Here is an 11,818-nt window from a genome sequence, read left to right on the forward strand (position 1 = left end):
ACCGATGCCGATGGTGGTGAGTCATGGCTGAACTGCAAGCGCCGCCGGACCCGACTCGCTCTGGCGACGCATCCGACCGCAATGACCGCCTGCTGCTCGAGTACCTCTCGAGCAACGATGCGCCCTGCCCGGTGTGCGGCTACAACGTGCGCGGCCTGACCCGCCCGGTGTGCCCCGAGTGCCGGCACCGGCTGCGGCTGACGGTTGGCGCCAGCGACGTGAGTCTGAAGTGGTTCCTCGCGGCGATCGTGCCGGGCGTGTTCTCGGGGATCGCGGCGATGTTCCTGGCCATCCCCATCATTGTCTCGCCGCTGACCGGCAACGGCGGCGCGCCGGGCTTCATCATCGCCACGGACACGTTCGGCTTTCTCAGCGGGGGCTTTGCCCTGCTCATGATGGCTCGTCGCAAGCGCATCGTCGCGATGCCGGCCAGGTCGCAGGCGTGGCTGGCGGCGATCGTTTGGATGATCCACGTGCTGGCGTTCGTCGCCCTGCTGGGCGTGGCGTTCGGGTGGTACTGATCGCGGGACAGCGAGGCAGCGCGGCGCGGCTCGACCCGACTTACCGCAGAGATCGCGAAGCACGCGGAGGGATTCAGAGTTGCTTTGATCCAGAATCGCCGCCGCCATTCTCTGCGATCTCTGCGGTAGATGGTCTTCGGCGACGGGCGTACTACTCTTCGCGCGAAGGTCTCTTTCGCCGCTGCTTGATTTCGCCGCGGATCTTCTTTTCGCGCAGGCGCTTCTGCACGGCGCCGCGGCCGGGCTTGGTCGCCTTGCGCGGCTTGGGCGGCACGCGGGCGGTGATGATCAGTTCGCGAAGCAGATCGAGGCACGCCTGGCGATTTCGTGCCTGCGAACGGAACCGGCCTGAGGCGAGGATGAGTTCGTCTTCCTTGGTGATGCGGCCGGCGGCGAGGCGGCGGAAGCGATCGAGCGCGGCCTGCGACAGCCGGCCCGGGCCGCCCAGCGCCGCCACGGGCAGGCGCAGTTCCATGCGAGTGTTGACCTTGTTGACGTTCTGCCCGCCGGGCCCGCTCGACCGGCTCGCGGCGAAGGCCACCTCCGAGTCATGCACGTGCAGACCCGGGGCGAGTTCGAGCGAGCCGCCCAATGGAGGTGATGGATCAGCGCCGACGCCGGCCATGACGAATCTCCCGCGATGTGCCGCGCGCGATGGTCGCGGCGCACGGCAGACTCTACTCTTGTCGAACTCGATGGGCCGGGTGTGTGGAGCAGCGCATGAACAAGGCAGCACTGTGGATGGGTTGGGCGGCAGCGATGTGCAGCGCCGCACAGGTTCAGATCGCGCAGGCGCAGGACGAGCCGTCCGCCGACGCGTCGCTTGAGACGCTCGCCGACGAGGCGCGCACGCGCGTTCGCGCCGCGGCCGGGGTGTGGTACGCCGCCCTGAGCGGCGACGTGCGCTTCGGCCCCGAATCGAACTCGGGCACGCAGCGCCTCGACACGTTCTTCGGCCTTGAAGACGACGAAGCCGCGTTCGCCGGAGACGTGGAGATCTTCATCGATGAGCGCTGGTTTGTCTGGCTCAACGCCTTTGACTTCTCAACCAGCGCCGACCAGACCACGGGCCAGAGCATTCTCATCAACGGCGTGTCCTACGGAGCGGGAACCGAACTCACCAGCGACTTCGGCCTGACCAGCCTCGCCGCAACTGCCGGCTACGACTTCTTCGGCAACCTCTATCCAATGCGCACGCCGGACAACACCGGCGAGCCGGTGGACATCCGCGTGCACGCGCTCGCCGGCGTGCGCGGCATCAACGTCGATCACCGCACGGCCATTGGGGGCGGGCCGACGGTCGCCTTCGACGAATGGGGTGCGATCGCCTGCGCCGGCGGGCGCCTGGCCATAGGCATCGGGCCGGACATCGCGACGCGCGGCCGGTGGGACGTGGGCGTAACGATCACTTACGGCATCGGCGCTTCGGCCCACGGCGATCTGAGCGCGTTCGACCTGCAGTTCAGCATTCACTACACCGTGCTGAACAACTTCGGCCTGCAACTGGGCTACCGGCACATGGATGTGGATATCGAAGCCGACGACGGCAGCCAGCCGTACAGATGGGACGGCCGCATCGCCGGTCTGTTCTTCGGCGGGGAATTGGTGTTCTGAGGCGCAGCGGCCAAAGCGCGAGTATGGAAGCGACCCGAGGTCATGCCGTCGTCAGTTTGGATCGGTCCTCTGAGCGCGTTAGACTCCCCGACATGTTTGACGCCTTGAAACAGTGGGTGGCGGTGATTACGGGCGCGGTCATTGCCTGGCCCGCCGCCACGTGGGTGCTCCACGGCATGCACACGAGCGACGGGTGGATCGGCGCGCCGCTGTCGGTTGCGAGCCCGCTCGGCGGGGCGCTGCTCTCAGCGGTGCTGGGCATGATCGCCTTTGGCGTGATCTCGCTGGTCGTCGGCCGGGTCACCAACCGCTACACCGGCATGCTCATGTACGGCCTGTGCTGGGTTATCGTCGCGCGGCGCGGCACGGCGATCGACGACATCCTGCGCCACATGGATGAGTTCGGCGGCGGCTTCGGCTCCATGTATTTCAAGTTCGCGATCGAAACGTGCTTCTGGGCCGCCCCCGTTGCGGTGCTCATGGCCCTGCACGTGAAGGTGAGCCCGAACCAGTATCCAAATCAGGAGAACCGTTTCAGCCCGACGAGCATCAAGGCGCTGGCGGTCAACATCGTGCTCGGCCTGGCGCTGGCGTGGGTGTTTCTGCGCACCGAGGCCAAGGGCCAGACCGTGTTCGGCTTCGCGGCGGGCAGCGCGCTGGCGACGATGGTGACGCGGCTCATCTGGCCGCGCTGCAACGCCTCGATTCTCTTCGTCGTGCCGGCGGTGGTCGGCGCGGCGTCGGCGCTGCTGACGATGATGATCAGCGCCGACGACGCCGTGGCCCGGCTGGCAGTGGGCAACTTCCTGGCGCTGGGCCGGCTCATGCCGCTCGACGCCATCGGCGCGGGTACGTTCGGCACCGCGCTGGGCATCGGCCTGGCGCGAAGTTTCGGAGCCGAGCATCATCCGGCGACCGAGCCCGCGCCGCGGGGCTGACGGCCGCGTCGAATGGCGGCTGATTTTCACGGGGAAGGGCCTGAAAGCGGCCGCCCGAGCGCGGCCCAAGCGGCATTGCATGGATGGTTTTGCCGCTTTCGACTAACATCCACTGAATCCGCGCGGTGGGACCGAGTGACTCGGGGCGGTGCGCGGCCACATCAGGAGCCGTACATGAACGCACCAACGACTCGCGGCAGCGCCGCCGCGGCGACCCTCGACAAGCCCATGGTCGATGTCCAGAGCCTCGCCGATTCGCGCCGCCTGGCCATCGACAAGGTGGGCGTCAAGAACGTCGTCTATCCCATCACCCTGCGCATGCCCTGCGGCAAGTCGCAGACCACCGTCGCCACCATCGACATGTACGTCTCGCTGCCCCACGATCGCAAGGGCACGCACATGAGCCGCTTTCTCGAGTCGCTCAACGAACATCGCGACTGCATCCGCCCCGAGCAGATCATCTCGATGTGCCAGGACCTGCGGCAGCGGCTGGATGCCAAGGACGCGCACATTCGCGTCGAGTTCACCTACTTCATCGAAAAGCTCGCCCCGGTCTCGAAGCAGCCGGGGCTGATGGACTACCGCGTGACGTTCGAATGCGCCAGCAACGGGTCCGACGACTTCGTCATGAAGGTGGCGGCGCCGGCGGCGAGCCTGTGCCCGTGCAGCAAGGAAATCAGCCGCTACGGAGCGCACAACCAGCGCTGCGAGATCACCGCCGAGGTGCGCTTCGAGGGCGAGGTGTGGATCGAGGACGTCGTGAGTATTCTCGAGAAATCTGCCAGCGCGGAGGTCTACTCCGTGCTCAAGCGGCCCGATGAGAAGTTCGTCACCGAGGCGGCGTACGACTCACCCAAGTTCGTCGAAGACATCGTGCGCGACGCGGCGACGGCGTTGAACGCCGACAATCGCATCATCTGGTATCGTGTGCGCAGTGAGAACTTCGAGTCGATCCACAACCACAACGCCTACGCCGAACTCACGCGCGACAAGCGAGCGTCCTGACGTGCGATGCCCGCCGTCGAACCGATTCTCGCCATCCTGATTCCCGCCGCAGCTGCCGTGCTGCTGACGCTGCTGCTGCGCGCTGCAGGTCTGGCGCGGGCGGCGATCGTCGGTGGGCTTGTCGCCGGCGTGCTCGTCGGCGCGACGGTGCTCGGCCGCGCGGCGCCCGATGTTCATGAACGCTGGTTCGTCGGCGGCGCGGCCGAGCGCCAGGCGCTGGAGAAGTTGCGCAGCCGCCAGGGCGCGGACGTCGAAGCGCTTCAGGCCACGGACGTTTCCGAAATCGCCATCGACGAACTGCTTGCACAGCACCGCACCGAGCGCAAGGAGGCGGCAGCCGCGCACGAAGCGGCCATGCGGCAGCACCAGCGGTGGCGCATGCAGACGCTGGCCATTGCAGCGCTGACGCTGCTGGTGGCCTGCTCGCCGCGCTCGCGCCGGCCGGCCTCGTGGTCGGAGAGCCTCTTTGCCGCGCTGTGGATGATCACGATCACCTGCGGCATCATCGGCCTGGCGGTGGTGTTCGCATTCGAGGGCACTCGCTCGCAGGCGATCGCACTGGGGCTGACATTTTCGGTGGTAGGAGCGGCCGCGACTCTCCCGCTGCCGCGCGAGGATGGATCGACAGCCATCGCCGTGCTGGCGCCGGTCGGAGCGCGCAACCGCCTGGTCAACATCGCCTTCGTCGTGTGGTTTATCTGCTTTGTCGCGGCGGTGACGGCGGTGCTCGCCGACGCTCCGTCGAGCGCCCTGGCGCCGGGCGAAGCGCAAATCGCGCTGCTGGTCGGCGCGGCGCTGGGCGTGGCGATGAAACTTCTGCCGTCGCGGGCGCGGCGGGCGCTGCTTGGCCTGGCGCTTCCCGCGATACTGGCGGCGCTGCTGGTCGTGAACGTCGACCTGCTCGCCTTCTCCATGATCGGCCCGCTCGTGCTCGGCGTCCTCGTCGGCGGCGATGCGCGATGGTTTGGCCTGGCCAGCGCGCTGCGCTGGCTCGGCTGGCCGTGGCGCAGCGCGTGGGTCGGCACGATGCCGCTCATCGACGCGGCGGCGGCGCAGGCCGCCCTTGCCGGGGTCTTCTTCGTCTCGGGCTGGCTCAACGAGCCGCTGCTGGCCAGCGCCATCGTTGCCGCCCTCGCGTGCGATCTCGCGCACCCGCTTCGGCCGCGGCTGCTGACTATGCTCAACGGGCAGTCAGAAAAGCAGTAGCGCTGCACGCGGTGGACACTGAGGTGGAAAGATGAACAGGGCCATCATTCTCGGCGGCGGCATGGTGGGCAGCGTCATGGCCATCGACCTCGCTGCCGACAGCCGCTTTGACGTCACCGTCGCCGACCAGCGCGAGCCGGCGCTGCAGCGCCTCGCCCGGCGCGTGCCCGACGTCCGCACGCTGCAGGCGGATCTCTCCAGCGCCGCGGCCGTGCGCGAACTGGTGGGCGGCTACGACATCGTGCTGGGCGCGCTGTCGAGCGCCATCGGATTTCAGACCCTGCGCGCCGTCATCGAAGCCGGCAGGAACTACTGCGACATCTCGTTCATGCCCGAGGATGCGATCGAACTCGATCAACTCGCGAGGGAGCGAGGCGTGACGGCGGTGGTGGACAACGGCGTGGCGCCGGGCATGTCCAATATGTTCGTCGGCTGGGCCCAGTCCCAACTCGACGACATCGAGTCGGTGAAGATCTACGTCGGCGGCCTGCCGCGCGAGCGGCGCTGGCCCTTCGAATACAAGGCCGGTTTCTCGCCTGCCGACGTGATCGAAGAATACACCCGGCCCAGCCGCATCGTCGAGAACGGGCAGGTGGTTGTGCGTGACGCACTCAGCGAGCCGGAGCTGCTCGACTTCGACGGCATCGGCACACTCGAAGCATTCAACACCGACGGCTTGCGCAGCCTGGCCCATACCATCGGCGCGCCGAACATGGTCGAGAAGACGCTGCGCTACCCGGGCCACATTGAGCTCATGCGCGTGCTGCGCCACCTCGGGCTCTTCAGCCACGAGCCGATTGAAGTCGGCGCCCAGCGCACCAGGATCAAGCCGATTGACGTGACAACCGCCCTGCTCTTTCCCAAGTGGACCTATGAGCCGGGCGAGGAGGACCTGACCGTCATGCGCGTGATCGTCGAGGGCTTGCGCGGCACACGGCGCGTGCGGCACACGCTGGATCTGTTCGATGTGTTCGACCGCACCAGCGGGTGCACGTCGATGTCGCGCACCACCGCGCTGCCCAATACGATCATCGCGAGGCGGGTGGCGGAGGGCGCGTTCAAGAGGCCGGGGGTCAATCCGCCGGAGTTCCTCGGGCGCGAACCGGGGCTCTTCGAGTTCGTCATTGAGCAGTTGCGCCAGCGCGGCGTGACGTATCACCTCGACTCGGTTGAGGTCGGCTGATGGCAGCGCTGGCCCAGAAGCGCGAACAGCCGCGACGCGATGACGTGCGGCACTTTCTCGAGACGATCGATCGTCTCGGAGATCTGCACGTGATCGCTCGCACTCTCGTCGATGGGCTGCGCCAGGGTCGCCACGCCACGCCGCAGCGCGGCGGCTCGACGGAGTTCTTCGACTATCGCATGTACGTACCGGGCGACGACGCGCGCCGCGTGGACTGGAAGCTCTACGGGCGAACCGACCGGCTCTACGTGCGGCGGCACCGGCGCTTCGCCGACCTGACGGTGCAACTCATCGTGGATTGTTCGGCGTCGATGGGTTTCGTCGGCGCCGCCTCGCCGCTGAGCAAATACCGATACGCGGCGATGCTGGCGGCGGCGCTGGCGATGGTGACCGTGCGCCAGGGCGACCGCGCTGCGCTGGCGCTCGCGGGCGAATCCATCGTCAGTGCGATGCCCGCGGGCGGCACCATGGAGCACCTGCATCGAATCATTCACGAGCTGGAGGGCACGGCGCCGGCCGGCCTGACCCGTCTGCCCGACTGCCTGCTGGCGGCGCAGCGGCTGCTGCCGCAGCGCCGCGTAGTGGTGATCCTGAGTGACTTTCTTGTCGAGCGCGACGAATTGCGACCAAGCCTGCACCCGATGGCGCACGCCGGCTGCGACGTCGTCGCCTTGCAGGTGCTCACGGCAGAGGAGATGGACCTGCGCGGCCTGGGGGGCGGGCGATTCGTCGATGACGAGACCGGTCTGGCCGTGCGCTCGCACGCGCCCAGCGTGCTGCGCGACTACCAGCGCCTCGTGCGCGAGCATACTAATTCGCTGCGGCGCGACTTTCACGCGCGGGGCATGGGCTTCCACCAGGCGCGGACCACTGATGACCCGGTGGACACCCTGCGGTGCATGCTGCGGCTGGGCGGTCTGAGAATGTAATGACGCGGCAGGCTCTTTCGCATCCGCCTGCTCGTACAATCGTGCATGGCGGATCTCTGGGAGTCGCGGCGGCGGGAGGCGCATCGGAAGGTCGAGCCGCTGGCGGTCCGCATGCGGCCGCGCACGCTCGATGAATTCGTCGGTCAGCAGCACTTTCTGGGTCCGGGCAAACTGCTGCGGCGCATGCTCGATGCCGACCGGCTCACGTCGCTGATTCTGCACGGCCCGCCGGGCACGGGCAAGACGACGCTGGCCGAGGTTCTGGCGAAGACGACGCGCAGCCGCTTCGAACGGGCCAACGCCGCGATGGTGGGCGTGAAGGAAGTGCGGCGCGTCATCGATGAGGCGGCGCGCGCCATCGAACTCAACGGCCAGCGCACGGTCTTCTTTCTCGATGAGATCCACCGCTTCAACCGCGCCCAGCAGGATGTGCTGCTCAATGACGTCGAGCGCGGCATCATCATCCTCATCGGCGCCACCACCGAGAATCCCTACTTCGCGGTCAACTCGGCGCTCGTCAGCCGCAGTACGGTCTTCCGCTTCGAACCGCTCACGATCGAAGACGTCGAGTCGGTGGTCCGGCGCGCCATCCAAGACCGCGAGCGCGGCTACGGGGTGCTCGATCTGCAGGTGAGCGACGAGGCAATCCACCACTGGGCCCTGATGTCCGACGGCGATGCGCGGCGGGCGCTGGGGGCACTCGAAGTGGCGGTGCTGTCCACGGCGAGTGAGGAGAATCGCGAAGCCGCCAGCGGATCACTGGTGATCGACCTGCGCGTCGCCGAGGAGTCGATCCAGCGCAAGGCGATCGTCTACGACGCGACGGGCGATGAGCACTACGACATCATCAGCGCGTTCATCAAGTCGATGCGCGGCAGCGATCCCGATGCGGCGGTGTACTGGCTGGCGCGGATGGTGGTCGCAGGCGAAGATCCGCTGTTCATCGCCCGGCGCATCGCGATCCTGGCGAGCGAAGACATCGGCAATGCCGATCCGCGGGCCCTGCAGGTCGCGGCGGCGGCGTACGACATTGTCGAGCGCATCGGCTGGCCCGAGGCGCAGCTCACGCTGTCGCAGGCGGCCATCTACATGGCCGTGGCGCCCAAGAGCAACGCTTCGGCCATGGCGATCTGGAGCGCCTGCAGCGATGTGAAGAAGGGCCGCACGATCGAAGTGCCGCTGCACCTGCGCGACACGCACTACAAGGGCAGCGCCAAACTCGGGCACGGCGAGGGCTACGAATACGCGCACGACCACGAAGGGGGCATCGTCGCGGGCCAGCACCTGGGTGTAGATAAGGTCTATTACGAGCCGACCATGAGCGGCTTTGAGGCACGCCTGAGCGAACGCCTCGCAGAGATCCGTCGGGCCCATCGCCGGCAACCGGGCGCCGGGGACTGATCACGCCGAGCGCGAGTGCGGCGCGTTGAGGCGCACCTTTTCCTGCGGCCCGGCGACGACGACGTGGTTGCGGCCGGTGCGCTTGGCTTCATAGAGGGCCGTGTCCGTCGAGTTGAGCAGCGCCTCGGGCGACTTGATCGTGAGCAGCGAAAGACTGGACACGCCGAACGAAGCCGTGACGCGCAGCTGCTCATGCTCCTGCCAGATGGCGCCTTCGATTCGGCTGCGGAATCGCTCCGCAACGCCTCGCGCTTCGACATGGTCCGTCTCGCAGAGGATGACCGCGAACTCTTCCCCGCCGTACCTGCACACGATGTCTTCCGATCGCGCGATCTCCTCAAGCATGTTCGCCATTTCCTGCAGGACGTGATCGCCGAAGGGATGGCCGTAGGTGTCGTTGAGTTCCTTGAAGTGATCGATGTCCGCCATCACCAGCGAGAGGTGGCGGCCGTGGCGGCGCGCGGCATCGACACACTCGCTCAGGCGCACGTCGAGATGGGCGCGGTTCCACAGCCCCGTCAGCCCGTCGAGGTGGGCCCGCTGGGCCAGCATCCGCACCAGGCGCTGCGTGCGCAGCGCGGAGCGCACGCGGGCTCGGAGTTCCGCCATGTCGAAGGGCTTGGTGACATAATCGACTGCGCCCAAGTCGAAGCCGCGCACCTTGTCCTGGCTGTCCACCGAGCCGGAAACGAAGATGACGGCAAGGTCGTGGGTCGCCGGGTCGGACTTGATATCGCCGAGCACTTCAAAGCCGGATTTGTCAGGCAGGTCGATGTCGAGCAGCACCAGTTCAGGCAGCACTTCCCGCGCCAGGCGAAGCCCTTCGGCCGCGGTCGAAGCGGTGATAATGTCGAGGTTTTGATCGCGCAGCCTGATCTTGAGCAGTCGATGGATGTCGACGGAGTCGTCCACAATGAGCACGCGTGATCGTTCGTTGTTGCCGGTCATCTTTGGCGAGGATCCTGCGGGCCGTGGGATTGATTCACGTCGAGGCGGCGCGATTGCACAGTTCGGACAGTTCATCGACGCAGCGGCGGATCTGGTCGAGGGCGGCGCCGGTCTTCACAGCAGCCTCGACGCGGGCGGCGCAGTCGCCGATGAGCGGAAAGCCGTAGCCGCCGCTGGCGCCCTTGAGTTGGTGCGCGATGCGCTGCACCTGTTCGAGCGCGTTGGACTCGAGACCCGTGCGGAGCACGGCGAGGCGCTCGGGCAGTTCGCTCACGAACAGTTCAACGAGTTCGGCCATGTCCGGATCGTCGGCGAACTCGCTGAGCAGGATTTCTGTTGGCTTTCCGGCCATGATTCCACCCCCGAAGCAGATGGCGGAGGCAGCCACGGCCGCATCGCCACGGCATTCCATCGGCATGATCGGCGGGGGTGTTTGGTACAAACAGGAGTGGAAAGGCGCGAAAGGCATCCACTTTGCGCCAGTCGGCCAGCGCCCGCCGCAACGCGCGATAACTCCGGCGCAAACGATCAGAAGCGGCCCGCAAGGGCCGGGTAGAGCCCGCGGTAGCGCTCGAGGATCGGCGCGTACGCCGCCGCGGCCGGCCCCGGCGCGGTGCACTGGGCGTGGAGGCGGAGCAGGCTCGACGCGGCGGGCACGCTCTCGAAGCAGCCGGCGGCGACGCCCGCGAGCAGCGCCGCGCCCATCGCCGCTCCGTGGGGCGATTCGCACGCCGTCACCGGCGCATCAAAGACGTCGGCGATCATCTGCCGCCACATCGCGCTCCGCGCGCCGCCGCCCGACACGCGGATCTCGCGGGGCTGCACGCCTGACTGAACCAGCAGATCAAGACTGTCGCGCAGGCCGAAGGTGATGCCCTCAAGCACCGCCCGCGCCAGGTGCGGCCGGCGGTGATGCAGCGACAGGCCGCAGAACACGCCGCGCGCATTGGGATCGTTGTGCGGCGTGCGCTCGCCGGTGAGGTACGGCAGAAAGATCAACCCGTCGGCGCCGGGCGCGATGTGGCTCGCTTCTTCGGTGAGCAGATCGTACGGGTCCTTGCCGAGGTAGCACGAGTGCTCGTTGAACTCGTCGCCGAGCAGATCGCGAAACCAGCGGAGACTGCCGCCGGCGCTGAGCATGACGCCCATGAGGTGCCACATGCCGGGCACCGCGTGGCAGAAGGCGTGCAAACGGCCGCGCGGCTCGGGTCGATAGGCCGCCGTCGGCGCGAAGACGACGCCGGAAGTGCCGATGGTAACGCACACCATTCCCTCTTCGACGATGCCCGAGCCCACGGCCTGTGCCGCCTGGTCGCCGCCTCCAGCGGCAATGGGCGTGCCTGCGAGCAGGCCCAGTTCGCGCGCCGCTTCGGCGCCCAGCCGCGTCGAGGCTACGTCGCTCTCGGTCACCGTCGGCAGCCAGGCGCGCGGCACCTGCAGCGCGTCGAGCATCTCGCTCGACCACGCGCGGTGCGCCACGTCGAGCAGCAGCGTGCCGGATGCGTCGGCGACGTCGGTGAAGCGCTCTCCGCTCATCCGGTAGCGGATGTAATCCTTGGGCAGCATGATCGAGGCGATGCGGCCGTGCGCCTCGGGCTCATGGCGCTGCATCCAGATGATCTTGGGCGCGGTGAAGCCGGTCAGCGCGATGTTGCCGGTGAGTTGAATGAGGCGCTGCTCGCCGAGCCGCTGCGTGATGATGTCGCATTCGGCGGCGGTGCGCTGATCGTTCCAGAGAATCGCCGGCCGGATCACCTCGCCCGCGGCATCGAGCGCGACCAGGCCGTGCATCTGCCCGCTCAGGCCGATGCCGGCGATGCGGGCCGGATCGAGGCGCTCGCTCTCCATCACCTGGCGCACGGCCGTTGCCGTAGCGCGCCACCAGTCGTGCGGATCCTGCTCGCACCAGTTGGGCCTTGGCATGTGCAGCGGATACTCGACGGTGCGGTGCGCGATGGCGTTCGCGTCGCGCGCATCGACGAGCAGCACCTTCGCGCCCGTCGTGCCGATGTCGATGCCGAGGAGAAGCGGTGCGTGATTCGATTCGATCACCAGGCGGACCTCCGGCGACGT

At 67.6% G+C, this 11,818-nt stretch carries 12 protein-coding genes; 8 read left to right on the forward strand and 4 right to left on the reverse strand.

The annotated features are described in order from the left end of the window. Nucleotides 1-23: 23 nt before the first annotated feature. Entirely contained in the window at nucleotides 24-521 is a 498-nt protein-coding gene (locus IT430_10535; protein ID MCC6908367.1) for a hypothetical protein, read from the forward strand. Between the two features lie 151 nt (nucleotides 522-672). Here the strand turns inward: IT430_10535 and arfB are convergent, their stop codons facing one another. Then, complete coding sequence (arfB, locus tag IT430_10540; protein ID MCC6908368.1) at nucleotides 673-1,146, reverse strand: aminoacyl-tRNA hydrolase; 474 nt, start codon at nucleotides 1,144-1,146, stop codon at nucleotides 673-675. A 95-nt stretch (nucleotides 1,147-1,241) separates the two neighbouring features. On the opposite strand from arfB, the gene IT430_10545 reads away from it, so the two are divergent. From IT430_10545 to IT430_10575, 7 genes are all read left to right on the forward strand, one after another. After that, nucleotides 1,242-2,135: a hypothetical protein gene (locus IT430_10545; GenBank protein MCC6908369.1), complete on the forward strand. Its 894-nt coding sequence runs from the start codon at nucleotides 1,242-1,244 to the stop codon at nucleotides 2,133-2,135. Nucleotides 2,136-2,227: 92 nt separating this feature from the next. Beyond that, entirely contained in the window at nucleotides 2,228-3,073 is an 846-nt protein-coding gene (locus IT430_10550) for a hypothetical protein (GenBank protein ID MCC6908370.1), read from the forward strand. 174 nt (nucleotides 3,074-3,247) lie between these two features. Continuing rightward, nucleotides 3,248-4,078 carry a GTP cyclohydrolase I FolE2 gene (locus IT430_10555; GenBank protein MCC6908371.1) on the forward strand — a complete coding sequence of 277 codons (831 nt, stop codon included), beginning with the start codon at nucleotides 3,248-3,250 and terminating at the stop codon, nucleotides 4,076-4,078. Nucleotides 4,079-4,084: 6 nt separating this feature from the next. Then, nucleotides 4,085-5,284 (forward strand): hypothetical protein, encoded by a 1,200-nt coding sequence (locus tag IT430_10560; GenBank protein MCC6908372.1) that lies wholly within the window; start codon nucleotides 4,085-4,087, stop codon nucleotides 5,282-5,284. A gap of 31 nt (nucleotides 5,285-5,315) precedes the next feature. After that, the gene (locus IT430_10565; protein MCC6908373.1) at nucleotides 5,316-6,467 is read left to right on the forward strand and encodes a saccharopine dehydrogenase NADP-binding domain-containing protein; all 1,152 of its coding nucleotides are present in this window, start codon (nucleotides 5,316-5,318) and stop codon (nucleotides 6,465-6,467) included. Continuing rightward, on the forward strand, nucleotides 6,467-7,396 hold the full coding sequence (locus IT430_10570) for a DUF58 domain-containing protein (GenBank protein ID MCC6908374.1): 930 nt from the start codon (nucleotides 6,467-6,469) through the stop codon (nucleotides 7,394-7,396). Before IT430_10565 ends, IT430_10570 begins: the two co-directional genes overlap by 1 nt. 45 nt (nucleotides 7,397-7,441) lie before the next feature. Continuing rightward, nucleotides 7,442-8,797: a replication-associated recombination protein A gene (locus tag IT430_10575; protein ID MCC6908375.1), complete on the forward strand. Its 1,356-nt coding sequence runs from the start codon at nucleotides 7,442-7,444 to the stop codon at nucleotides 8,795-8,797. Here IT430_10575 and IT430_10580 read toward each other — a convergent pair whose 3' ends face one another. The 3 genes from IT430_10580 to xylB form a co-directional block, all read right to left on the reverse strand. Further along, complete coding sequence (locus IT430_10580) at nucleotides 8,798-9,745, reverse strand: diguanylate cyclase (protein ID MCC6908376.1); 948 nt, start codon at nucleotides 9,743-9,745, stop codon at nucleotides 8,798-8,800. Between the two features lie 34 nt (nucleotides 9,746-9,779). Beyond that, on the reverse strand, nucleotides 9,780-10,133 hold the full coding sequence (locus IT430_10585; GenBank protein ID MCC6908377.1) for an Hpt domain-containing protein: 354 nt from the start codon (nucleotides 10,131-10,133) through the stop codon (nucleotides 9,780-9,782). 140 nt (nucleotides 10,134-10,273) lie between these two features. Further along, a complete protein-coding gene (xylB, locus tag IT430_10590) occupies nucleotides 10,274-11,797 on the reverse strand; it encodes a xylulokinase (GenBank protein ID MCC6908378.1) in 1,524 nt (507 codons plus the stop codon). Nucleotides 11,798-11,818: the final 21 nt, after the last annotated feature.

The sequence above is a fragment of the Phycisphaerales bacterium genome (assembly GCA_020852515.1).
In the GTDB taxonomy this organism is placed as follows: domain Bacteria; phylum Planctomycetota; class Phycisphaerae; order Phycisphaerales; family UBA5793; genus UBA5793.

Excerpts from the sequence above, each read along its gene's own strand:
- arfB (MCC6908368.1), bottom strand. The coding sequence starts at position 1,146 with ATGGCCGGCGTCGGCGCTGATCCATCACCTCCATTGGGCGGCTCGCTC.
- IT430_10575 (MCC6908375.1), top strand. The coding sequence starts at position 7,442 with ATGGCGGATCTCTGGGAGTCGCGGCGGCGGGAGGCGCATCGGAAGGTC.
- IT430_10555 (MCC6908371.1), top strand. The coding sequence starts at position 3,248 with ATGAACGCACCAACGACTCGCGGCAGCGCCGCCGCGGCGACCCTCGAC.
- IT430_10580 (MCC6908376.1), bottom strand. The coding sequence starts at position 9,745 with ATGACCGGCAACAACGAACGATCACGCGTGCTCATTGTGGACGACTCC.
- IT430_10560 (MCC6908372.1), top strand. The coding sequence starts at position 4,085 with ATGCCCGCCGTCGAACCGATTCTCGCCATCCTGATTCCCGCCGCAGCT.
- IT430_10565 (MCC6908373.1), top strand. The coding sequence starts at position 5,316 with ATGAACAGGGCCATCATTCTCGGCGGCGGCATGGTGGGCAGCGTCATG.
- IT430_10550 (MCC6908370.1), top strand. The coding sequence starts at position 2,228 with ATGTTTGACGCCTTGAAACAGTGGGTGGCGGTGATTACGGGCGCGGTC.
- IT430_10535 (MCC6908367.1), top strand. The coding sequence starts at position 24 with ATGGCTGAACTGCAAGCGCCGCCGGACCCGACTCGCTCTGGCGACGCA.
- IT430_10545 (MCC6908369.1), top strand. The coding sequence starts at position 1,242 with ATGAACAAGGCAGCACTGTGGATGGGTTGGGCGGCAGCGATGTGCAGC.
- IT430_10570 (MCC6908374.1), top strand. The coding sequence starts at position 6,467 with ATGGCAGCGCTGGCCCAGAAGCGCGAACAGCCGCGACGCGATGACGTG.